The organism is Brachybacterium horti (genome assembly GCF_054777615.1).
This window is the reverse complement of record NZ_BAAHAM010000002.1, coordinates 25,354-46,296: the sequence shown is the minus strand read 5'-3', so window position 1 is coordinate 46,296 and position 20,943 is coordinate 25,354. Positions and strand designations below refer to the sequence as shown.

Sequence of the window (20,943 nt, the reverse complement as noted above, 5' to 3'; positions counted from 1 at the left end):
CCCGCCGCCCGCGCCCCTCCCCCGGAGCGCCGTCACCGGGGGGCGTCCGCACGCGACGAGGCCGCCCCGATCACCGGCCGGGGCGGCCTCGTGCGCGTGCGGCGAGCGGGTCAGGCGGCGGGGCCGGCCCCTGCGGCGTGCTCCGCCATCTCGACGACGTTCTGCACGAGCAGCGCGCGGGTCATGGGGCCCACACCGCCGGGGTTCGGGGAGATCCAGGAGGCGACCTCGGCGACGGCCGGGTCCACGTCACCCACGAGCGTCGCCTTCCCGCCCTCGGGGTCCTCGACCCGGGAGACGCCCACGTCGAGCACGATCGCGCCGGGCTTGACGTCCTCGGGTCGCACGAGGTGCGCGACGCCCGCCGCGGCGACGATGACGTCCGCCCGCTTCAGGTGGTCGGGGAGGTCGCGGGTGCCGGTGTGGGTGAGGGTCACGGTCGCGTTGATCGCGCGGCGCGTGAGCAGCGCCCCGATCGAGCGGCCGACGGTCACGCCGCGACCCACCACGACGACGTCCTTGCCCTTGAGGTCCACGTCGTGGCGCAGCAGCAGCTCGACGACGGCCCGCGGGGTGCAGGGCAGCGGCGTGGAGATCGGGCCGTAGGCGTTGAGCACGAGCCGGCCCAGGTTCATCGGGTGCAGGCCGTCGGCGTCCTTCGCGGGGTCGATCCGCTCGAGGATCGCGTCGGTGTCGATGTGCGCGGGCAGCGGCAGCTGCACGATGTAGCCGGTGCACGCCGGATCGGCGTTGAGCTCGTCGATGACGGCCTCGAGCTCGGCCTGGGTGGTCTCCGCCGGGAGGTGGCGCTGGATCGAGTTCAGGCCGATCTGGGCGCTGTCGCGGTGCTTGCCACGCACGTACGCGGCGCTGCCGGGGTCCTCCCCCACGAGGACGGTCGCGAGGCCGGGCTGGGGGTGGCCGGCGTCGACGAGGGCGCTGACGCGCTCGGCGAGCTCGGCCTTGATGGCCTTCGCGGTGGCCTTGCCGTCGAGGATCTGAGCGGTCATGGGGCTCCTTCCGGGGAGCGCTGGGAACGGTCGGGGACGAGCGCGGGGCCCGGCATCGGCCGGGCCCCGCGAACGTCGATCAGTACTGCTGGAGCTCTGCGTAGAGCGGCTTCTTCTCGGCGAGGGCCGCGGTGCGGGCCCGCAGGGACTCGAGGTCCGCGCCGCCCGTGAGGGCGAGGGCGATGACGTCGGCGACCTCGGTGAACTCCTCGGCGCCGAAGCCGCGGGTCGCGAGGGCCGGGGTGCCGATGCGCAGGCCCGAGGTGACGCGCGGGGGACGCGGATCGTTGGGGACCGCGTTGCGGTTCACGGTGATGCCCACCTCGTGGAGGCGGTCCTCGGCCTGCTGACCGTCGAGCTCGCTGTCCACGAGGTCCACGAGCACGAGGTGCACGTCGGTCCCGCCGGAGATGACCTTCACGCCCTGGGCGGCGGCGTCCTCCTGCTGGAGGCGCTCGGCGAGGATCTTCGCGCCCTCGAGGGTGCGGGCCTGGCGATCCTTGAAGTCCTCGGAGGCGGCGACCTTGAGCGCGACGGCCTTCGCGGCGATGACGTGCATGAGGGGCCCGCCCTGCTGGCCGGGGAAGACGGCGGAGTCGATCTTCTTCGCCCACTTCTCCTTGCACAGGATCATGCCGGAGCGGGGGCCGCCGATGGTTTTGTGGATGGTGGTGGAGACGACGTCCGCGTAGGGGACGGGGCTCGGGTGCAGACCCGCGGCGACGAGGCCCGCGAAGTGCGCCATGTCGACCCAGAGCGCGGCGCCGACCTCGTCGGCGATCTCGCGGAAGCGCGCGAAGTCGAGCTGGCGGGTGTACGCGGACCAGCCGGCGACGATGACCTTGGGCTGCGACTCGACGGCGAGGGCGTGGACCTTGTCCATGTCGATCAGGCCGGTGCCGGGCTCGGTCTCGTAGGCCACGATGTCGTAGAGGCGGCCGGAGAAGTTGATCTTCATGCCGTGGGTGAGGTGGCCGCCGTGCGCGAGCGAGAGGCCCATGAGGGTGTCGCCGGGGCGGGCGAGGGCGTGCATGACCGCGGCGTTCGCGGTGGCGCCCGAGTGCGGCTGGACGTTCGCGTGCTCGGCGCCGAAGAGGTCCTTCGCGCGCTGGATCGCGATCTCCTCGGCGACGTCGACCTCCTCGCAGCCGCCGTAGTAGCGGCGACCGGGGTAGCCCTCCGCGTACTTGTTCGTCAGCACCGAGCCCTGCGCCTGGAGCACGGCGCGCGGCACGAAGTTCTCGCTGGCGATCATCTCCAGCGTGCGCTGCTGGCGGGCGAGCTCCCGATCCAGGACCTGGGCGATGTCCGGGTCGAGATCGGCGATGGACTGGGAGAGGACGTCGTTCACAGGGCCTCCTGCGGCAAGGGTGGATCGGCGGGCATGGGCCGTCCCTCCATCCTAGATCGCCGCGCCGCCCCGGGCAGGATCGTCCACGCCGTCCCGCAGCGTCGCGGCCCTGCGCGGCGTCCCCGGCCAGCCGCCTCGGATCAGCCGCCCCGGGTCAGCCGTCCCCGGATCAGAGGTCGACGCCGAGCCGCACCGGCTCCGGGTGCAGCGCGACGCCGAAGCGCTCGGCGACCCCGGCCTGCACAGCGCGGGCGAGGGCCACGAGATCCTCGCTCGAGGCGCCGCCGCGGTTGGTCAGTGCGAGGGAGTGCTTGGTGGACAGGCTCGCCCGCTCCCCCACCGCGAAGCCGCGGTCGAAGCCGGCATGGCTGATGAGCCAGGCGGCGCTCGTCTTCACGAGGCCGTCGCCCGCGGGGAAGCGGGGGGCGTCCTCGGGCAACCGCTCGGCCTCCGCCGCCGGGAGGATCGGGTTGGTGAAGAAGCTGCCGGCGCTCCACGTGTCGCGGTCCGCGGGATCCAGGACCATGCCCTTCTCCCCGCGGATCCGCAGCACGGTCCCCCGCACCTCCGCCATCGGCGCCCGCTGGCCCACCTCGATGCCGAGCGCCGCGGCGAGCTGGGCGTAGCGCACCGGGGCGGAGAGCGAGCCGAGGGTGTGCTGGAAGCTCACGGAGAGCACCACGTAGCGGCCGGTGGCCGACGGCGCACCGCCCGTGAAGGGCGTGCGCTTGAAGATGCTGTCGCGGTAGGCGAAGTCGCAGTCGCCCGCGTAGAAGGTGCGCACGGCCCCGCGCTCGCGGTCCCAGGTGCGCACCCGGGTGATCGTCGAGGCGACCTCCTGGCCGTAGGCGCCGACGTTCTGGATCGGGGTCGCGCCCACGGTCCCGGGGATGCCGGAGAGCGCCTCGATGCCCACGAGCTCCCGCGCCACGGCGTACTGCACGGCGCGGTCCCAGCTGACCCCGGCGAAGTGCTCGACGATCGCGCCGCCGCAGGTGGGGTCCAGCGGCGTGAGGGCGGCGGGATCCGCGGGGCTGCCGTCGGGCTCACCCGAGGTCGGGATCTCGCAGGTCGCGTCGAGGCCGGGCGGGGTCCCGGGGTCCTTCAGCAGGACGACGGTGCCCTCGAAGGGGGCGTCGGAGGCGATGAGGTTGGAGCCGCCGCCGAGCACGAGCATCGGCTCCCCTGCGGCGTCCGCCGCGGAGACGGCGTCGATGACCTGCTGCTCGGTCGTCGCCTCGACGAGGGTCCGGATCTCCCCGCCGATCCGCAGGGTCGTGAGGTCGGCGAGCCTCATGCCTGCACCGGCAGCGCGATGACGGCGCGGGCGCGGCCCAGCACCGAGGTGCCCTCCGCGGTGACGGCGGTGAGGTCGATCCGGACGGTGCCGGCCTCGGGGTCGACGGCGCCGACGGTCGCGGTCACCTCGAGCACGGCCTCGCCGGTGGCGGGGACGGGCACGGGCTTGGTGAAGCGGGTGGAGTACTCGCGCAGCAGCGAGGGGTCGCCGAGCTCCTCGAGCAGGCCGGTGATCGCGGTGCCCATGGTCAGCATGCCGTGGGCGATGACGCCGGGCAGGCCGGCGGCCTCGGCGACCGTGTCGTTGTAGTGGATCGGGTTGAAGTCGCCGGAGGCGCCCGCGTAGCGGACCAGGGTGTCGCGGCTGAGCCGGTGCTCGCGCCGGGCGAGGACCTGGCCCTTCTCGAGGGTGCTGAGGTCGAGGTCGTTCATCGCATCTCCAGGGGCGTGGGGCGGCCGGGGCCGCGGGAGGTCGGGGATCCGGCGTCGGTGCCGGGGCGCTGCGGGGAGGGGGCGGGCGGGCCCTGTGCGGCAGGTCGCCGCGAGGAGCCGCCGTCGCTGCGGCGGGTCAGTCGCCGCGGACGACGAGCATGCTGCGCACGCTCGCGACCGGCGCGCCGGCCTCGTCGGTCATGTCCACCCGGGTGGTGACCATGGCGTGGCCGCCGGCGGCGCGCACGGACTCGACGGTGAGCGTCGGGACGAGCCGATCCCCCGCGACGACGGGGCGCTCGAGGGTGAACCCCTCCTCGCCGTGGACCACGCGCGTGAAGTCGATCCCCGAGGCCGGGTCCTCGATGTACTGCGCCTCGGTGGCCTGGGCGAGGGAGACCAGGAAGGTGGGCGGTGCGACGACGCCCGCGTGGCCGGCCGCGCGCGCCGCCTCGGGATCGAGGTGCAGCGGGGAGGTGGCGCCGGTGGCGCGCGCGAACTCGGCGATCTTCGCGCTCGAGACCTCGTGCACGGCCCCTGCGGGGTAGGTGCGACCGGCGAAGGACGGATCCGGGGTGGTGGTCATGTCTCTCCCAGGGTGCCCGGGCGGGTGATCCCCCGGGCGATCGAAGGCGGTGGCACTGCGGAGCCGCAGGTCCGACGGCGGGCCCGCGGGCGTGGTGGCCTGCGGGCCGTGAGGACGGCGCGCCCGTGGCGCACCTCCCCCCAGGATGCACGAAGGCCACCCGGGTCGCCCCGAGTGGCCTGTCGTGTCGCGCTGGGGAGACCCGGTCAGCGGGTCTCGCGGTGCGCCGTCTGCTTGCCGCAGGTCGGGCAGAACTTCGAGAGCTCCAGCCGATCCGGGGTGTTGCGACGGTTCTTCTTGGTGATGTAGTTGCGGGCCTTGCACTCGGTGCAGGCCATGGTGATCTTGGGACGCACGTCAGAGCTCTTGCTCGCCACGACTCGCCTCTTTCGTTCCGAGAAGCGCGCTCGCCCGCGCGCCTGGCTGGGTCCCCTCGCGGGGAGATGAATCTTATCGCCGGTAGGACCGGTGCGGTACCGAGGGCGGGGATCGAACCCGCGACCTCACGATTATGAGTCGTGCGCTCTAACCGTCTGAGCTACCCCGGCGTGATCGATGCGACGGCCCGATCTCGAGACGAGACCGGGCCGGCATCCATCAGAGCCCTGAAAGGGAATCGAACCCTTGACCTTCTCCTTACCATGGAGATGCTCTGCCGACTGAGCTATCAGGGCAACCCGGTGAACACTACACAATCCCTGCTCGGAGAGCAATTCTCGCGGTGTTCCCGGTGCTTCGGATCACAAGGACCCTCCGCGGTGGCAGGTGAGGGATTCGAACCCCCGTAGGCAATGCCAGCTGATTTACAGTCAGCCCCCTTTGGCCACTCGGGTAACCTGCCGGGTTGGCCTCCCCCGTCGTCCTCCACCCCTGGGAACCAGGTGCGAGGGCCGCCGGAAGCGGACTCGGAAAGCATAGCGGGGTGGGCGACGGTGCGCGAACCCGGGAGGCCTCTCCGCCGCATGACCATGGTCACAGGGCTTCTGACCTGCAGTTTCGATGCCTCCGGCGGATTCGGTGCCCGCTCGGCACCGGGGCAGCGCCGAGTCAGCACCGGGTCACGGGGATCGTCGGCCCGCCGCCGGCGGCCCGGCCGACGCGTCCCGCTCCGATCCGGCACGGCCCGCGGATCGCCTCTCCCTCGGCACACAGGGCCACGTCCCGGCGCAGCGCCCGGATCGGGCATCATCGGGGGATCGTGCATCATGCAGGGGCAGGGAACCCCCGAGGAAGGAAGGCACCCCATGGCCGATTCATCGTTCGACATCGTCAGCCAGCTCGACCGCCAGGAGGTCGACAACGCCGTGAACCAGGCGGTGAAGGAAGTGGGCCAGCGCTACGACTTCCGCGGCACCGGCGCCTCGCTCACCCTCAGCGGGGACGAGATCGTCATGACCGCGAACGCCGAGGAGCGCGTGCTGGCCGTCCTCGACGTCCTGCAGACCAAGCTCCTGCGCCGCGGCATCTCCCTCAAGGCCATCGAGGTGGGCGAGCCCAAGCAGTCCGGCAAGGAGGTGCGCCTCGCGGCCGCCCTCAAGGAGGGCATCAGCACCGAGGACGCCAAGAAGATCTCCAAGATCATCCGCGACGAGGGCCCCAAGGGCGTGAAGGCCCAGATCCAGGGCGACGAGCTGCGGGTCTCCTCCAAGAGCCGCGACGACCTCCAGTCCATCATCGCCCTGCTCAAGGGCAAGGACCTCGAGGTCGCGCTGCAGTTCATCAACTACCGCTGAGAGGCCTGTTCAGCAGGCAGTTTTGGACCTATAGTCCGCGAGGAGTCCGCACGAGACTTTTCTACTGTCGCCATGAGGTCCGCGGCGGCAGCTCTCGTGCGGTCCTCTGCGGACGGCCACAGGTGCGAGTAAGTGTTGAGCGTGATCGACGGCTGGGAATGTCCTAGCGCCCGCTGAACGGTCACCACGTCACATCCCGCGGAGATCAACGCGGAGGCGTAGAAGTGACGGAGCGTGTGGAGCGTGTACTCGGCGGGCAGCTTGATCGAGGTTCGGATCTGTCGCCAGATGTGGCCGGCACTGCTCCGGTTCAGCAGGTCACTCCCCCGCCCGAACAGGTATGCCTCGTCGCGGATCGTGCCGACGTGCTCGAGGTGCGTCCGCAGCATGGCGGACAGGTCGTCGGGAATGCCGATCTCCCGCTCCGAACCGGCCTTCGGTGGGACGACTGTCGCCGTCGCGACGTTGTTCCCCTGCACCTGCCGTTGGACGTGAAGCCGTCCCCGCTCGAGATTGAGATCCTCCGCCCGTAGTCCGGCCATCTCTCCGAGTCGCAGTCCTGCGAAGGCGCAGACGGCGATCGCGGCCCTGTACTCGTTCGGCGCCGCGTCGAGTGCGGCGCCTACCTGTTCCACGGTGGGGATGCTCATCGCTACGTCTGCGCGCCGGCGCCGGGGTAGGCGGACTCCGGCTGACGGGTCGACGGGGATCACGCGATCCCGGACGGCGCCGCGTAGCCCCATCGACACGTAGTTGAAGCGGGTGCGGATCGTAGAGGGGGCGAGTCCGTTCTCGGTCATCGTCTTCACCCACTGCTCGACGTGGGATCGCGCGACGGACCGCAGCTCGAGGTCCGCGAAGGTTGCGCCGCCGATCGCCTGGGCGGCGGCGACTCGAGTCCCCTCTGCCCACACTTGCCGGTCGGCCCACTGCCCGTACCACTGCCGCGCGGTGATCTTCCCGGCGTTGGGGTCGACGTACTGCCCGGAGATTACCGCGGTGGTTACCTCGTCTAGCCACCTCTGCGCGTCGATCTTCCGGGTGAAGTGGCGGGCGTGCTCCTTCTTCTGCGCGTCGCGGTAGCGGGCTCGCCAGCGCCCGTCAGGACGCTTCTGGATCGACGCCACGGCTCTGCTCCAGCTCCTCGCGTGCCACGGCGATCACGTCTTCGCGGTGCTCCTCCATGACCTCCCTCAGCGACTTCCAGGCAGGGACCTCGATGTCCTCGTCCTCTGGCCCGACTAGCAGGTCAAGGTCCGCGATCTGACCGGCTGAGAGTTTTGACCGGTCGAACTGTCGGAGCCGGTGCCGGTACGAGCGGGTGATCTGGCCGAGGGTTTCGAGGTCCACCGCCGCCTCATGGAGAGCTCGAAGTTGTTCAGCCCACTGCCGGGAGTGGTTGAGGTAGCCGCCCCAGAGGCGGTCGTAATCGTCCTGCTTGAGGAGGTCCGCGACACGTACTTCAAGGATGTCGGCAACGTCGCCCGCTTCCGTGAGACGCATGGGCCGCCTGCCCTGCTCGACTGACCATACCGTCGCCTGGGACCACTTGTGCCCGCGCTCTGCCATAGCCGCAGCCAGTGCCGCCTGGGACATGTCGCCCCGCAGCTCTTGGAGTCGCTTCCCGATCTGTGCGTCCGTGTCGCTCACGACATTCAGGGTATCACCGCAGGTAGTGGACGTGCGACTAGGTTTTGAGAATACTACTCCCGAGTAACGTGCGTTTACTGTTGCTCACTGACTAGCTCCCGTGGTTAACTACGTATCGCAGTGGTCGTTCCACTCGAAACGAAGTCCCCCGGAGAGACCGGGGGCCCCGAAGCAAGGAGCACCAGATGGACTCCCAGAACATCGCATCCCGCACGCTCGTCGATCAGGTCATGGCCCGATACGGCGTCGGCCCGATGAAGGCTATGAAGATCATCGCCAAGGCCGAGAAGCACATGACCCGCCAGTCGGCCATGAGCCGAGGCTACGCGGGGACCAGCAAGTCAGATCCCACCGCGAACACCGCCTGGGGAAACCTCCTCAACAACTACGTCGACCGCGAAACCACGGTCGACGCCTGACCCGCACGACCCGCAGCACCACCGCCCCGATGCCAGTCCCGGCACCGGGGCTTCTCTATGCCCCGAAAGGTTCCCGCCATGAGCACCACCACCGCCCCGACCGCCGATCTGCTCACCCTCCCCGAGACCGCGACCTACCTCCACATGTCGGAGAAGTCCCTCCGCTGGCTCCGCTACACGGGCGCCGCCCCCCGCGCCGCGAAGCTCGGAGGGCGCCTCATGTTCCGCCGCTCCGAGGTCGACGCCTGGATCAACGAGCAGTTCGAGAAGTCCGCGTGAGCGCCGTCGCCACGACCGCCCGCGACCGCGCCCGTCTCATCCGTGAAGGGCTCACCGCTGTCTGGGACCTCCTCACGGCCGCGTACGACGCGGAGGACTGGAAGACGCTGGGATACCCGTCCTGGGAGGCGTACTGCACTACCGAGTTCCGGGGACAGATTCCTCGTCTCGGGAAGGGCGAGCGGGGAGGAGTCGTCCAGGGGCTCGCTGCCCACGGGATGCCGATCAAGGCGATTGCCGCCGCGACGGGATTGGCCCGGAACACCGTCCGAGCCGACCTGCGCCCCGCCGACGAGGGGGGGTCAAATCGACCCCCCTGCACAGCCCGCCAAGGGACGCCAGCAGACCCGCGACGAATGGGCCGAGGCAATCAAGGACAGCCTTCGACGCGCCTTCGGCCCCCTCATGGAATCCGTCGACAAGATCCGCGAGAACCGGGAGCACCTGGTGTGGGCGCGCGACAACCATCCCGAGCAGGAAGTTCGCGATGGAGCCGCTTATGCCCTCCGATTGGTTCTTCACGACGACGGCACCCCGATCAGCGATGCCGAGCACTACGAGGCGCTGATCTATCTGGCCGGGCACGCCCCGGTCTGGAACGCCGACCACTGGGAGTCCGAGGAACCGCAGGACGTGTACTACGCCTACCTCCGCGGCAACCGCCCCACTGCCTGAACTCTCACCACAACCCACCCACAAGGAGCCCGCCATGCCTCACACGTCCGTCACGCCGGCGAAGTACGCCGCATCCCTCCGCACCGCCACCGCCGACGATTTCGACCCGCTCGCCTACGAGTACACGCGCACCGAGGAGGAGGTGCAGCAGTGGCAGTCCGAGCACCACACCACCCCCGCCGACGAGTTGCCCTTCGCGGCCTCGGACCTCGACACGATCGAGCGGACGGTCCCCCTCGACGGCGGCACCGCGCACGTCGAGCACTACGCGGACCGGACCGAGGTCACGATCCGTCTCGACGGGCGGACGGTCCTCGGCTTCGTGCTCTCCCCCGTCGAGGCGTTCGACCTGGGGAACGTGCTCGCACAGCCCCGCGGCTGCGACGGCGAAGCGACCGTCGCTGACCTGTTCCGCGTCGCGGACCACCTCGGCGTCGAGGCGTCCGACCTGCTCGCCATGAGGCGGGACGCCGCGTGAAGGTCATCCCGATCTCGAGGCCACAGCGGCCTCCGAGCAACCTGCTCGACCGGCTCCCGGCGCTGTGGAACTCGACGCCCAGCAACCCCGCGGTGCAAGCCCGACAGGACCGCTCCGAGGAGACGACCCGCTTTCAGATCGCCCACGACCCCGACTACGCGGGCGAGCTCGCACGACTCCGCTCATGGATCGCCACCTACGAGCTCCCCGCCCCTGAGGAGGACCAGTGACCCACCCCGACAGCATCGACGTCCGCTCGACCTACCAGCGGCAGCTCGACGCGCAGTACCTCCCGTCCGTCCTCGCCCTCAAGGTCGACCGGCTCCGCAAAGCTCGGCGCGACCCTGCCACGGGCAAGCGGATCACGTGGCGGCCCCGGTACATGCACCTGAGTCCGGCGCAGCGGCGGGCCGCGGCGTCCGGTGGCCGTGAAGCCGCCCGAACGTGGGGTGCTGATCTTCCCCTCCACTGGCAGGACTCGACGGGCGGGTACCGGCTCGCCGCCGTCGAGGCTGTCGAGGAGATGAACCGGCGGCACTGGGAGGCGCGCTCCGCGTGGAGGCTCGGAGGGGCCGGGGCGCTGCACGTGAAGGCGAAGAAGCGCGTGTTCCAGCGGATCGCCCGTGCTGCGGAACCGAGGAAGGTCCGGGGCCGCGTGATCGTCGAGGTGCCGTTCCTCGTCTTCGATGAGCTCGTCGAGGGCTACGACGGCGGGGAGGTCGTCGAGCGGCGGGGTGCCCGCCCCCTCGAGCCGATGGACGAGGAGCGGGTGATCATCCGGAACCTCGGAGCCGCCGCTATGCGCCGTGTCCCCCGCGGGATCATCCGGCAGGCTCGAGCAGCGCTCGAGGACTACGTGGACCGCTGGCACAAGGACCCGACCGGCGATGCTGTCGCGGGGACCCTCTCGAGCGTTGGACGGGACCTGTTCGAGACCGGGCAGCTCCCCGACGGGACGATGGTCCAGGACCGCGGCGGCGACTGCTGGGGCGGCGTGTTCCGCAACGGCGATTCGTTCCAGGCGATCCTCGCGGACCTCGAGGAGCAGCTACAGCCGTACGTGGATCGGCGCATCGAGCAGCACCTCAAGAATATCCACTAAGTTTCGCCACAAAAGTATTGCACGAAGCACCGATTCCATGCGGAATACATGATGAGGGCCGGTGTGGCTGAACAATCGCCGCACCGGTCCTCATCGCATGAAGTTATCGAGCCTCGAGGTTGCCGCCTCGAGCCCACGGCCCCACGGGGCAGAAGGAATCAACTCATGAATGAGACTACCAGGCCGCTGACCGTCGTCGCAAGTACTGCACGCTGGCGACTCCCCGACGGCGACTCCATGACCGTCCTCGCGATCACTAACGGACGCTCCCGAATCTTTATCGCCCCCGAGGACCTCAACGCGATCGCGCGTGCCCTCGTGACCGTCCTCGAGGCCCAGGAGGTGCGAGCTTGAGCGCACAGCCGATGAGCATCGCCGAGTACACCGAGGCGCTCGACGCCGAACAGGCTGACTGGGAGGCCGAGGTCGCCGCACAGTTCGACCGCGAGCACGCAGCAGTCGGCGACGCGGGCCCCGCCTACGCCTACCCGCCGACTCCCCAGCGCTGGGATGACGGCGGCCTCACCTCGCACCAGCGGATCGCCCGACGGTTCGCAACGTACGCGGAAGGGCGCGCGCTCTACGTCGACGGCACCGGCTGGCACTACTGGGACGGGTCCCGCTGGGCTCCCGACCACCACTCCGCGCAGGCACACAAGCTGCTCTCCCGACTCCTGAACATCTCGTGGACCGAGGCGATCACCGACAAAGCACTTGCAGGAGATGTGCGGTCCGCGATGACCGCGACCGGTTCCCGAGGCGTCCTCGAGCTCGCCTCCCGGCAGCTGTTCGCGATCGAAACCGACACGGACCCATGGCTGCTCAACTGCGCGAACGGCACCCTGGACCTGCGGACCCTCGAGCTGCGCGACGCGGACCCGCGGGACCTCATCACGAAGCAGACCAGGGCCGCATACGAGCCAGGTGCACAGTCGAGCAGGTGGAACGACTTCCTCGAGTCGTCCCTGCCCGACGTTGCGGTCCGGGACTTCTTGCAGCGCTACGCCGGCATGTCCCTCATCGGGAGGGTCCTCGAGCACGTCCTCGTCGTCGCGACCGGCACGGGCCGAAACGGGAAGTCGGTCCTCGCCGAGGCGCTCGCGAACACGTTCGGTGACTACGCCGTGCACGCCGCGAACGATCTCCTCATCGCCTCCCGTCACGGAGGGAAGTCCGCAGGGGAGCTGGCGCAGATGATGCAGCTCCGCGGGGCACGCTGGGCCGTCATGTCCGAGATCGAGCGGGGCTCGAAGCTCGCCGAGTCCACCATGAAGGCGCTCACGGGCGGCGACACGATCAACGCGAAGCACATGGGCCAGAACCCCATCACCTTCACGCCCTCGCACTCCTTCTTCATGCTGACGAACGACCTGCCCGAGGTCGATCCCCGCGCGCAGGCCGTGTGGGCTCGCCTCCGCGTCGTCCCCTTCGAGGTGTCGTTCGAGGGCAGGGAGGACACGACGCTGACCGCGGATCTCGAGACACAGCTCGAGGCGATCCTCTGCTGGGCCGTCGAAGGGCTCGCGAAGTATCAGCAGCAGGGACGGCTCACGGCACCGACGAAGGTCCTCGCGACCACGGACCAGTACCGAGACCAGAACGACGCGCTCACGCAGTTCCTCACCGAGGAGTGCGTGATCGGCTCGGGTGCGGTAACGAAGGAGGACTTCGACGCCGCGTACCTGCGCTGGCAGCTGGCGAACAAGAAGGACTCCCTGACGCCGAACATGCTGAGTCGGCGGATGAAGTCCCTCATCGAGGATCGGCCGGAGACGTACGGCGGGATCACGAGGACCCGCTCGAACGGCGGAACCTTCGTCGGGCTCCGTCTCGCCGAGCAGGCCGCTTGAGGGCCAAATCTCCCTGACCTGCACTGATGCAACTTTGTAAAAAGTTCCCAGAGATTCCCGTGGGAAGAGGTTGTAGGGGATCACTGGGAAGAAGTTGCACTTTTGACACGGCGGCGCAGGCCCCTCCACCAGCGCCGCCACCACGCCCCTCGAGCCCCGTCGCCACTACCGGCACGGGGCTCCCCTGCATCCCCAGGAGACCGATGCCCTGGCACACGAACTATCGAGGCGAGACCTTCGTCCTCGACCAACACGGGCGACTGCAGCCCGACAACAACACGCCCACCACGGGCCGAGAAAGGACCCCCATGCCCATCTCCCGACACGAGGCAGCAGCCCTCGCCCGACACCTACGCGACTCCGCCAACGCCTACGACGCCACCCACGAGCCCGTCATCGAACGCATCATCCGCGACGAACTCGAAGCACTCACCGCCCGCCGAACCGCATCACAGCAGGAGAACACCAACCATGCCTGAACTGATCAAGCCCCGCGTCACCGAGACCGACTTCAACGGGCAGCCCGGGGCTCTCCTCGACCTCCCCGGCCACGCCGGCCGAGGCATCTTCATCCCGACCCAGCACCTCGACGCGATCCTCGGCGAGCTCGACGAGATCGCGGCCCACGAGTGACCCGCCGCCCCGTCCCGGCCGGTGACCCGATCACCGCATATCGGCGCGTCCTCGCTAGGGCGCGACGCGCCGAAGCGGATAACAAGGATCTCCGCGCCCGCCTCCATGACAAGGGCGTGCCCGATGACCCTCCCCGGAAGGACGCAGCCGGGTGAGCGGGCGAGACGTCACCGCCTACATCCCCACCGTCAACCCGAAGCTCTGGGGCGCCCGAGGTGAAGCGATCCCCGGCGTGGTGATCACGATCCCCGCACACGGCGGCGGACTGTTCATCTCCGCCCCGAACCTCCGCATCCTCGCCGACCAACTCCACGACACAGCCGACGCCTACGACAACGGCGCAATCACCATCGACCAGCTCAAACCCCAACAGCAGGAGAACAACGCATGACCTTCCACACGAGCGTGAGAACCGGTTCCTACTGGGCCGACGAAATCGGACAGCCGCGACGCCGAGGAGTCCGCATCGGACGGGGCCGCTCCTACACGTGGTTCCCCGACGAAGACGTCCTCACCGTCGCAACCCAGCTCGCCGACTACCTCGACCAGAGCAACAACCAGATCGCCTACACGACGAGCAGCGATCACGACCAGGAGGAGAACTGACCATGAACAGCCACGACGACGAGCCGGGCGCGACGTTCAACGACGGCTACCAGGCCGGAAAGAACTGGACCAGCACCGAGCAGACACCGCCGTCCGCCATCAACTCTGACGACCCGGACGACACGGAATCCGCAGCCGACGCCATCGAACGCGGACGACTCGCCGGCCACAACTACACCCCCAACACCAGCAACTACTGAGGAGAACACCAACCATGAGCACCAAGACCAAGACCAAGACCCCGGCCTTCCCCACCGCCGCCGACATCCGCGAGCACATCGACACCAACATCTGCCCCCAGCCGCAGCGGATCAAGGACGCGATGGACCTCGCCAACCGCGCCATCGACACACTCGCCCAGAGGGACACCGGCAACCCGCTCGCCGGTCTCGTGACCGAGATGATCGAGAACGGCGCAACCCCGACGCCCGAGCAGCTCGCCGACGCGGCGCAGGACAGCATGCGCCACTACGAGCTTCAGCGCGTGATGCAGAACCTCGACACCACGCGCCAGAACATTCGTGACTCCCGCACGAACTACCCCACCGGGGAGCAGAACGAGGAGACCCTCGACTACCTCGCCGGGGTCATGGACCAGATCGCTGACGCTGCACGCGCCCTCCCCGCCGACACGCCCCTGAACGCCGAGGACGCCATCGCCTACGGAGACGGCGGGGTCGATCTGCTGAACACCATCCGTGTCCTCGTCGGGTCCTACGGCGAGGTCCGCCGCGCACAGAAGAAGGCCTACGGCAACGGCCACGAAGCCCTCGACGCCACCGGGCACTTCAAGAACGCCGTCAACGTGGACGCCTACTGGCTCCGATCCCGCAAGGCCACCGCCGAGCAGCACGGGTACGGGCTGGAGCGAGGGGACGCCCCCGGCGTCGAGCAGGCACGCGCCTACTTCCAGGGCACCCCCACCACCCCGTGGCACCCCATCGGCAAGGGCCACTACCCCATGAACGCGTCGAACAACGAGGACTACGCACGGTTCATCCTCTGGGCCGCACGGAACACCGAGCTGTGGGTCCCGTCGCTCGCCGACCTCGAACAGCAACACGCGAAGAACACCGAGCTGGTCGGCATCCGCGCATGGCTCTACCCCGAGGACCGCCGCAACATCAACCAGGCCGACATCGACCAGGCCCTCGCATCCGTGAAGAACCGCGAGCCCGCCAACGCCTGACCCCACCAGCGGAAGCGCGAGCAACCCGTCACGTTGCTCGCGCTCCCATCGCAACACCAGCACCGTCGCTACCTCAGCAGTCCAACGGATCCGCTGGCGCAACGAGCAACACAGCACGAATACATCGAGCACCTCGATCACGGCGAACACATCGACGAGCACAGAGCACGGATCGACAACACGGCTCATGCAGCAAAACGGCGAACCGCTCCGGTTCAATCTCGCCGGTGTCCTTGTTGACGTTCGCGGGGGCGGCGGGGCGGGCCGGAACTGCGTAGGTCTTCCCGTCCGCCCCCTGCTGTACGGCAGGTGCGTCAAATGACGCACCTGCGAGGGGGCGTCGCACTGTCGGCTCGCGTGCTCTCTGGCAGTCAGCCCAGGGTCCGCCTTGACGGACTCTGCGACGAGTGCCCGCTTCTGCTCACGGTTCAGATGGCGGCGGTCCAGGTTCAGGGAAAGCGCCGACGAGTCCTGAACCTCGACCGACGAAGCGACACGGAAGCGCCAGGCACAGAACAGGCGTCACCCCGCCCCCGAGAGCAAACCCGCAGGTGGGGGGCGGTTTACCCCGGGGGCCACCTTCCCGCGGCGCCACGGTCTCGCCAGCGGGCCGGTAAGTGCCCGGGTTACAGATCTCGGACTGTACGGCCTCTGCAAGCTTTCTGAACACTATCTGAACAATCGATTGGAGTATGTAATGCCAGGACGCGGACCTATTCCGAAGGACCCGAGCAAGCTGGGCGGGCACGGTAGAGCGAAGGCTCGTGCGGCCCAGATGAAGGTGATCAAGGTGGAGCCGGTGCCGCAGCCGGAGTTGCCGGAGACGATGCCGCTGGGTGACGCGTGGCCTGCGCGGACGCGGGCGTGGTGGGAGTCGTGGGCTGATGAGCCGATCGCGCGGGAGTTCACAGGCTCGGATTGGGCGTTCCTGATGGACACGGCTCTGCTACATGCTGCGGTGTGGGGGAAGGGGGAGATGCGGTGGGCTGCTGAGCTTCGTCTGAGGACGGCCAAGCTGGGGGTCACGCCGGAGGACAGGGCGAGGCTGCGGATTCAGTACGCGTCCGCGGATGGTGCGGAGGAGCGCCGAGATGAGGCGCGTTCGTCGTCCCGGGACCGCTACAGGGGCCTGCGGGCGCTCGATGCGGACGAGATCGCCAAGCGGGCGAAGGCGAAGGCGGGGCAGCCGGAGGACTGAGAGCAGGAGCGGCCGGACGGGAGATGTGACCTCCCGCCCGGCCTGACGGTCAGGGCGTCACTTGGACTCCTTGACTGTCGTCTTGGGATGAGACTTCCCGTACTGGGCACTGACGTACTTGCCCGTGATCGCGCTGCGGTACTTGCCTCCGCTGCGTCCTGCCGAACGACCTCTCGCCATCTTCACCTCCTCTCGTCGATTGAGAGGAAGGTACGCCGAGGCCGCGGAGCGCGGGCAGGCTTCACGCGATCCACTGCGACACTGACAGCAACATCTACGAAGACAAGGGAAAGACATGGCGAGGAAGCCGGAGAACGCGTCGTGGCTCGAAGTGACGCCGGAGCAAGGGAAGATCCTTGACGAGTTCGACTTCTACGGGAACAACGGGTGGGATCGGAACGGCCAGACCGAGGCGCTGATGCCGGCGTTGCTCCAAGAGGCTGCGGATGCGGGGCTGACGGTCGAAGCGATCAGGGAGAAGATGGAGTCCATCGGCTACGACAGGCGGACGACGCACCAGCTCGTCCGGTGGGAGCGGAAACGGACTACCGGCAAGTTCGGCAAGTAGTCCCGCCACCGTGCCGACGCCAGGAACACCCAGGACGTAGATCCGGCTCCAGATGTCTCAGCCTCGCGCTACCGTCCAGGCTAGGACGATCGTCGTCCTCAACGATGAGGAGGTGGCCACATGGCCGAGCAGGAAAAGACGCCCGGTGAGCTCCGGGACGAGCTGAAGCGCGACACGGCGGGTGCCCTACTTGAGGCGATCAGGGAAACGGCCGAGAGTCGGCCGGGGCCGGACGGACTGAGGGCACTCTCCGAAGCGTTCGCCATCGTCCTGGGGGCCAAAACGCCCACAGAGAAGAATGAAGGCGAGTCATCGGGCCGAACGCCTGCTCGACGCACATCCGTCATTCGCTGAACAAATGCGCCCCTGTCTGGCCTCCATCGGTCCGGGCGGGGGCGCATTTCGCATGTCTGGGGTAGCCGTGATCATGCTTTCATGCCTGATCTGATCCGCACTGCGCATGGCTGGGTGTACCCGCCGCGCGACCCGTGTCCGTGTGGCGCGACGGGCGTCCTCGCCGGGTGGGAATTTTGCCGGTGCGTTACGGCGTCTGGTGGTGGGCACCCGTCGTGGCGCTGCAGGGGCTGCGATGAAGTGACAGTCCTCGGCTGCGCCGGCCTAGTCCCCGTAATGGACGACTACGGCTGCTAGACGCCACGCCCCCGAGGCGTCGCCTGCTCGGTCTCGGCGTAGGCGCGTTGAATGTACGCCTCGAGCTCGTCAAGGCTGACTCTCCACTGTCCTCGCCCGCCTACCTGGATCGCTCGGAGAGCGCCGCTACGGACGAGCGCGTATGCCTGGGATCGGCTGATGCTGAGCTCGTGCATGACGTGGTCGAGGGGCACGAACTTCGGCAGGTCTGGCATGACGCGAGACTACTCGAGGGCGGTCTGTGAGTCCGCAGCCAGTCCGCAAGAACCCCCGTCAGAGATCGTTAGCACCAGTTGCCTCCAGTGTCAAACTAGCAGGTCAACAGGTGGCTACAGGTATCCGCAGGGGTCGACAGGACGTCCCGGACGGTTCATCAACTACCGCTGATCGCCCGCGACCCCTCAGCACGTCGAGGAGCCCCGATCCCCTCCCCTGCACGGGGTGGGATCGGGGCTCCTGCGCTCTCCCGGCGGGGCCGGGAGGGACCTCAGTTGCTGTTCGAGGTCGTGTCCTGCTCCTCGGCATGCTGGTTCAGCTCATCCGACTTCGCCTTGCACGCCTCGACCACGCTGTTCACCGGACCCGAGACAAAACCGTTCCAGTCATCCACATACGTGTCGTAATCCGGACCGACCCACTCCACACCGTTGACCACACCGGTCACCGCATCGATCGCATCCAGGATCTGGCTGCCCGCCTCATTGATCGCGGTCGCGACCTCGCGACCCTCCTCCGGGTTCATTCCCTTGAAAGCCATGACAATCCCCTCGCTCTAGAAAAAACTGATCTCGACGACTACGAGAAGCTGACGCACCCGCCGATCAGGCGGACGCATCCCGCTGCTCGGAAGCATTCTTCGACGCCCGCTCCGACAGATCCTGCGCCTGCTGCACCAGCTGCTGCACCGCCTGACCCACCGTCGACTCGAACTCCGACACGTACCGGTCACGATCCTCACCGGTCCAGTCGAACTCCTGCACACGCGCCAGCACCCGCTGGTACGCCTCATTCGCCTGATCAGCCGCATCGGTGATCTGCGTGGCCATCTGATCGACAGCCTCCGGGTTCATACCCTTCTTCATGGCGTTCCTCCTCGTCGTGTCTTCCCTGGTCCACCCATGGCCCGGATCTCCGCGGCCGCCGTGGCCGCCTCCTCGATCCCTGACCTCCAGGTGATGACTCCACACTAGGCGGCCCTGCACGACCTGGCGATGGGGACAACTCCCCATCCCCCTCCCCATACCGCCTGCTGAACATCACCACAGGTCAGAGGCGGGATCGCGCTCTCGGCCCGCACGGAGCCGTTGTGGATGACGGCCGGCTCGGGCCGCTCGCCCCGGCCGCCCAGCTCCCCGTCGGCCCGCACCCCCGCTCGCCCAGCTCCCCGCCGGGGTCGGCGCCGGTCCCGGCGGCGGACGGCGAAGGACCCCGCACCGCTCCCCTGCGGGGGACGGGACGGGGTCCTGCGGCGGCGCGGACGACTACGCGACCGGACGGACTCAGTTGCTGTTCGAGGTCGTGTCCTGCTCCTCGGCATGCTGGTTCAGCTCATCCGACTTCGCCTTGCACGCCTCGACCACGCTGTTCACCGGACCCGAGACAAAACCGTTCCAGTCATCCACATACGTGTCGTAATCCGGACCGACCCACTCCACACCGTTGACCACACCGGTCACCGCATCGATCGCATCCAGGATCTGGCTGCCCGCCTCATTGATCGCGGTCGCGACCTCGCGACCCTCCTCCGGGTTCATTCCCTTGAAAGCCATGACAATCCCCTCGCTCTAGAAAAAACTGATCTCGACGACCATGAGAAGCTGACGCACCCGCCGATCAGGCGGACGCATCCCGCTGCTCGGAAGCATTCTTCGACGCCCGCTCCGACAGATCCTGCGCCTGCTGCACCAGCTGCTGCACCGCCTGACCCACCGTCGACTCGAACTCCGACACGTACCGGTCACGATCCTCACCGGTCCAGTCGAACTCCTGCACACGCGCCAGCACCCGCTGGTACACCTCGTTCGCCTGATCAGCCGCATCGGTGATCTGCGTGGCCATCTGATCGACAGCCTCCGGGTTCATCCCCTTCTTCATGGTCCCCATCCCCTCATCCGGTGTTCCCTGGACTCTCCCCGGGTGACCTCCGCGGCCTCCGTGGCCGCCTCCTCGATCTCCCGGGCTGATGGCTCCACGCTATGTCGGGGACCGGCGGCGGGTCGATGGGGAGAACTCCCCGTGGAGCACTCCCCGCTCGGGGACGCCCCGGCGGGCGGGGAATGGGTCAGTCGGTGTCGATGCGCAGCGAGTCCTGGATGCCGCGCACGATCTCGATCTCGTCGTCGGCGCCGTCCGCCCCGCAGCTGCCGACGATCTCCACGACATCCGTCGCGCTCTCCCCGCGCGGGACCACCGTGTACCGGGCGGCCTGCACCACGGTGGGCCGGCCGGGCTGGGTGTAGCCGTACTCGCTCGCGATCCACTCGCGCTCGCCCACCTCGATCCGGCCCGTGCCGAGCTCCTCGAGCTCGGGGAGGGCGGCCTTGCGGCGCGTGAGCGACTCACCGGCCTGGTCGAGCGTGAACCCGGGCCCGAAGCGCTGCACGGTGACCACCACGTTGGCGCGGAAGCGCCCCTCGATGCGCGGCTGGGCGACAGCGAGCTGGACACCGGCGACCGTGAGCGCCTCCCAGTCCTCGGGCACGCCGGCGCTGATCCGCGGCGGCCCGGGGAAGTCGGCGCTCGGGTACGAGATGCTCTTGACCATGCTGTCCGCTCCGTTCGTCCCACCCGTGACGGCGCCCAAGATACCAGCGCGCCGGAGGCCCGGACGGGTGTTCCGTCCGGGCCTCCTGTCCCCCGTCTCCAGGGGTCACCGCGTCCCTCCGATCAGGAGGAGGTGGCCTCCTGCTCCGCGGCGTTGGAGTCGGCCGTCTGCCCCAGCTCCTCGACGGCCTTCATGACCTGCTGCAGCGCGGGGACCATCTCCCCGGACCATTCGCCGCGGAAGCGGTCCGCATCCGGACCCGTCCAGTCGACCTCCTCCAGCCCGGAGGTCAGCTCCTGCTCGATGCGGGTGATCTCCTCCGCCGCATCGCGCAGCTGGTTCGCCATCCGGCGGACCTCCTCGACGTTCATGCCCTGCGTGGCGTTCACGGGACCCTCTCCCCTCGCTCGGTGTGCTCTGCTGATCGGACCGGCGCCTGCTCCCCTGCCCGGGGCTCCGGCACCTGCGTC

Annotated in this window: 34 protein-coding genes and 3 tRNA genes; 18 read left to right on the top strand and 19 right to left on the bottom strand. The window is 68.8% G+C overall.

Annotation, left to right across the window (positions count from 1 at the left end; translation table 11 throughout):
* Positions 1–110 precede the first annotated feature (110 nt).
* The 9 genes from ACYVAP_RS05445 to ACYVAP_RS05405 form a co-directional block, all read right to left on the bottom strand.
* Positions 111–1,010: a bifunctional methylenetetrahydrofolate dehydrogenase/methenyltetrahydrofolate cyclohydrolase gene (locus ACYVAP_RS05445; protein WP_498859888.1), complete on the bottom strand. Its 900-nt coding sequence runs from the start codon at positions 1,008–1,010 to the stop codon at positions 111–113.
* Positions 1,011–1,089: 79 nt separating this feature from the next.
* Complete coding sequence (gene glyA, locus ACYVAP_RS05440; RefSeq protein WP_137770314.1) at positions 1,090–2,361, bottom strand: serine hydroxymethyltransferase; 1,272 nt, start codon at positions 2,359–2,361, stop codon at positions 1,090–1,092.
* Positions 2,362–2,530: 169 nt separating this feature from the next.
* Positions 2,531–3,658, bottom strand: coding sequence for a UDP-N-acetylmuramate dehydrogenase (locus ACYVAP_RS05435; protein ID WP_137770313.1), 1,128 nt, complete (start codon positions 3,656–3,658; stop codon positions 2,531–2,533).
* Entirely contained in the window at positions 3,655–4,092 is a 438-nt protein-coding gene (locus ACYVAP_RS05430) for a MaoC/PaaZ C-terminal domain-containing protein (RefSeq protein WP_137770312.1), read from the bottom strand. Before ACYVAP_RS05430 ends, ACYVAP_RS05435 begins: the two co-directional genes overlap by 4 nt.
* Positions 4,093–4,228: 136 nt before the next feature.
* On the bottom strand, positions 4,229–4,678 hold the full coding sequence (locus ACYVAP_RS05425; protein ID WP_137770311.1) for a MaoC family dehydratase: 450 nt from the start codon (positions 4,676–4,678) through the stop codon (positions 4,229–4,231).
* Positions 4,679–4,884: 206 nt separating this feature from the next.
* Positions 4,885–5,055, bottom strand: coding sequence for a 50S ribosomal protein L33 (rpmG, locus tag ACYVAP_RS05420; protein ID WP_017823818.1), 171 nt, complete (start codon positions 5,053–5,055; stop codon positions 4,885–4,887).
* 97 nt (positions 5,056–5,152) lie between these two features.
* Positions 5,153–5,226: transfer RNA gene (locus ACYVAP_RS05415), tRNA-Met, on the bottom strand.
* A gap of 53 nt (positions 5,227–5,279) precedes the next feature.
* Positions 5,280–5,352, bottom strand: a tRNA-Thr gene (locus ACYVAP_RS05410).
* Positions 5,353–5,437: 85 nt separating this feature from the next.
* Positions 5,438–5,519, bottom strand: a tRNA-Tyr gene (locus tag ACYVAP_RS05405).
* Positions 5,520–5,922: 403 nt separating this feature from the next.
* Between ACYVAP_RS05405 and ACYVAP_RS05400 the strand changes: the two genes are divergently transcribed.
* The gene (locus tag ACYVAP_RS05400; RefSeq protein ID WP_498859887.1) at positions 5,923–6,411 is read left to right on the top strand and encodes a YajQ family nucleotide-binding protein; all 489 of its coding nucleotides are present in this window, start codon (positions 5,923–5,925) and stop codon (positions 6,409–6,411) included.
* Here the strand turns inward: ACYVAP_RS05400 and ACYVAP_RS05395 are convergent.
* Together ACYVAP_RS05395 and ACYVAP_RS05390 are read right to left on the bottom strand one after the other, a co-directional pair.
* Entirely contained in the window at positions 6,402–7,538 is a 1,137-nt protein-coding gene (locus ACYVAP_RS05395) for a tyrosine-type recombinase/integrase (protein WP_498859886.1), read from the bottom strand. The genes ACYVAP_RS05400 and ACYVAP_RS05395 overlap by 10 nt on opposite strands.
* Positions 7,513–8,061: a hypothetical protein gene (locus tag ACYVAP_RS05390; protein WP_498859885.1), complete on the bottom strand. Its 549-nt coding sequence runs from the start codon at positions 8,059–8,061 to the stop codon at positions 7,513–7,515. The genes ACYVAP_RS05395 and ACYVAP_RS05390 overlap by 26 nt, the downstream gene beginning before the upstream one ends.
* A 185-nt stretch (positions 8,062–8,246) precedes the next feature.
* Between ACYVAP_RS05390 and ACYVAP_RS05385 the strand changes: the two genes are divergently transcribed.
* The 15 genes from ACYVAP_RS05385 to ACYVAP_RS05315 all read left to right on the top strand — a co-directional run bounded on the left by ACYVAP_RS05385 (position 8,247) and on the right by ACYVAP_RS05315 (position 16,490).
* Positions 8,247–8,480 carry a hypothetical protein gene (locus ACYVAP_RS05385; RefSeq protein WP_498859884.1) on the top strand — a complete coding sequence of 78 codons (234 nt, stop codon included), beginning with the start codon at positions 8,247–8,249 and terminating at the stop codon, positions 8,478–8,480.
* A 78-nt stretch (positions 8,481–8,558) separates the two neighbouring features.
* Positions 8,559–8,759, top strand: a complete 201-nt coding sequence (locus ACYVAP_RS05380; protein WP_498859883.1) for a helix-turn-helix transcriptional regulator — start codon at positions 8,559–8,561, stop codon at positions 8,757–8,759.
* Between the two features lie 405 nt (positions 8,760–9,164).
* Entirely contained in the window at positions 9,165–9,434 is a 270-nt protein-coding gene (locus tag ACYVAP_RS05375) for a hypothetical protein (protein ID WP_498859882.1), read from the top strand.
* Positions 9,435–9,468: 34 nt separating this feature from the next.
* Positions 9,469–9,912 carry a hypothetical protein gene (locus tag ACYVAP_RS05370; protein ID WP_498859881.1) on the top strand — a complete coding sequence of 148 codons (444 nt, stop codon included), beginning with the start codon at positions 9,469–9,471 and terminating at the stop codon, positions 9,910–9,912.
* Positions 9,909–10,142, top strand: coding sequence for a hypothetical protein (locus ACYVAP_RS05365; RefSeq protein ID WP_498859880.1), 234 nt, complete (start codon positions 9,909–9,911; stop codon positions 10,140–10,142). The genes ACYVAP_RS05370 and ACYVAP_RS05365 overlap by 4 nt, the downstream gene beginning before the upstream one ends.
* Positions 10,139–11,014, top strand: coding sequence for a hypothetical protein (locus tag ACYVAP_RS05360; protein ID WP_498859879.1), 876 nt, complete (start codon positions 10,139–10,141; stop codon positions 11,012–11,014). Before ACYVAP_RS05365 ends, ACYVAP_RS05360 begins: the two co-directional genes overlap by 4 nt.
* Positions 11,015–11,179: 165 nt before the next feature.
* The gene (locus tag ACYVAP_RS05355; protein WP_498859878.1) at positions 11,180–11,368 is read left to right on the top strand and encodes a hypothetical protein; all 189 of its coding nucleotides are present in this window, start codon (positions 11,180–11,182) and stop codon (positions 11,366–11,368) included.
* A complete protein-coding gene (locus ACYVAP_RS05350) occupies positions 11,365–12,864 on the top strand; it encodes a DNA primase family protein (RefSeq protein ID WP_498859877.1) in 1,500 nt (499 codons plus the stop codon). The genes ACYVAP_RS05355 and ACYVAP_RS05350 overlap by 4 nt, the downstream gene beginning before the upstream one ends.
* Positions 12,865–13,172: 308 nt before the next feature.
* Positions 13,173–13,343, top strand: a complete 171-nt coding sequence (locus ACYVAP_RS05345) for a hypothetical protein (RefSeq protein WP_498859876.1) — start codon at positions 13,173–13,175, stop codon at positions 13,341–13,343.
* A complete protein-coding gene (locus ACYVAP_RS05340) occupies positions 13,336–13,497 on the top strand; it encodes a hypothetical protein (RefSeq protein ID WP_498859875.1) in 162 nt (53 codons plus the stop codon). The genes ACYVAP_RS05345 and ACYVAP_RS05340 overlap by 8 nt, the downstream gene beginning before the upstream one ends.
* Positions 13,498–13,648: 151 nt before the next feature.
* Positions 13,649–13,888 carry a hypothetical protein gene (locus tag ACYVAP_RS05335; RefSeq protein ID WP_498859874.1) on the top strand — a complete coding sequence of 80 codons (240 nt, stop codon included), beginning with the start codon at positions 13,649–13,651 and terminating at the stop codon, positions 13,886–13,888.
* Positions 13,885–14,103, top strand: coding sequence for a hypothetical protein (locus ACYVAP_RS05330; RefSeq protein ID WP_498859873.1), 219 nt, complete (start codon positions 13,885–13,887; stop codon positions 14,101–14,103). Before ACYVAP_RS05335 ends, ACYVAP_RS05330 begins: the two co-directional genes overlap by 4 nt.
* Positions 14,104–14,105: 2 nt before the next feature.
* Positions 14,106–14,303 (top strand): hypothetical protein, encoded by a 198-nt coding sequence (locus ACYVAP_RS05325; protein WP_498859872.1) that lies wholly within the window; start codon positions 14,106–14,108, stop codon positions 14,301–14,303.
* Between the two features lie 14 nt (positions 14,304–14,317).
* Positions 14,318–15,292: a hypothetical protein gene (locus ACYVAP_RS05320; RefSeq protein ID WP_498859871.1), complete on the top strand. Its 975-nt coding sequence runs from the start codon at positions 14,318–14,320 to the stop codon at positions 15,290–15,292.
* Between the two features lie 697 nt (positions 15,293–15,989).
* Complete coding sequence (locus tag ACYVAP_RS05315) at positions 15,990–16,490, top strand: phage terminase small subunit (protein WP_498859870.1); 501 nt, start codon at positions 15,990–15,992, stop codon at positions 16,488–16,490.
* A 57-nt stretch (positions 16,491–16,547) separates the two neighbouring features.
* Here the strand turns inward: ACYVAP_RS05315 and ACYVAP_RS05310 are convergent, their stop codons facing one another.
* A complete protein-coding gene (locus ACYVAP_RS05310) occupies positions 16,548–16,670 on the bottom strand; it encodes a hypothetical protein (RefSeq protein WP_498859869.1) in 123 nt (40 codons plus the stop codon).
* Positions 16,671–16,785: 115 nt separating this feature from the next.
* Between ACYVAP_RS05310 and ACYVAP_RS05305 the strand changes: the two genes are divergently transcribed.
* Complete coding sequence (locus tag ACYVAP_RS05305; RefSeq protein WP_498859868.1) at positions 16,786–17,058, top strand: hypothetical protein; 273 nt, start codon at positions 16,786–16,788, stop codon at positions 17,056–17,058.
* 120 nt (positions 17,059–17,178) lie between these two features.
* Positions 17,179–17,412 carry a hypothetical protein gene (locus tag ACYVAP_RS05300; protein WP_498859867.1) on the top strand — a complete coding sequence of 78 codons (234 nt, stop codon included), beginning with the start codon at positions 17,179–17,181 and terminating at the stop codon, positions 17,410–17,412.
* Positions 17,413–17,705: 293 nt separating this feature from the next.
* Here the strand turns inward: ACYVAP_RS05300 and ACYVAP_RS05295 are convergent, their stop codons facing one another.
* The 7 genes from ACYVAP_RS05295 to ACYVAP_RS05265 all read right to left on the bottom strand — a co-directional run bounded on the left by ACYVAP_RS05295 (position 17,706) and on the right by ACYVAP_RS05265 (position 20,862).
* Positions 17,706–17,924, bottom strand: coding sequence for a helix-turn-helix transcriptional regulator (locus ACYVAP_RS05295; RefSeq protein WP_498859866.1), 219 nt, complete (start codon positions 17,922–17,924; stop codon positions 17,706–17,708).
* Positions 17,925–18,196: 272 nt separating this feature from the next.
* On the bottom strand, positions 18,197–18,466 hold the full coding sequence (locus tag ACYVAP_RS05290) for a hypothetical protein (RefSeq protein ID WP_137770309.1): 270 nt from the start codon (positions 18,464–18,466) through the stop codon (positions 18,197–18,199).
* 64 nt (positions 18,467–18,530) lie between these two features.
* Complete coding sequence (locus tag ACYVAP_RS05285) at positions 18,531–18,791, bottom strand: WXG100 family type VII secretion target (RefSeq protein ID WP_137770308.1); 261 nt, start codon at positions 18,789–18,791, stop codon at positions 18,531–18,533.
* Between the two features lie 417 nt (positions 18,792–19,208).
* Complete coding sequence (locus ACYVAP_RS05280) at positions 19,209–19,478, bottom strand: hypothetical protein (protein ID WP_137770309.1); 270 nt, start codon at positions 19,476–19,478, stop codon at positions 19,209–19,211.
* Between the two features lie 64 nt (positions 19,479–19,542).
* Positions 19,543–19,803, bottom strand: coding sequence for a hypothetical protein (locus ACYVAP_RS05275; RefSeq protein WP_498859865.1), 261 nt, complete (start codon positions 19,801–19,803; stop codon positions 19,543–19,545).
* Positions 19,804–19,990: 187 nt separating this feature from the next.
* Entirely contained in the window at positions 19,991–20,473 is a 483-nt protein-coding gene (locus tag ACYVAP_RS05270; protein WP_264451819.1) for a hypothetical protein, read from the bottom strand.
* A gap of 122 nt (positions 20,474–20,595) precedes the next feature.
* A complete protein-coding gene (locus tag ACYVAP_RS05265) occupies positions 20,596–20,862 on the bottom strand; it encodes a WXG100 family type VII secretion target (protein ID WP_259359368.1) in 267 nt (88 codons plus the stop codon).
* Between the last annotated feature and the right edge of the window lie 81 nt (positions 20,863–20,943).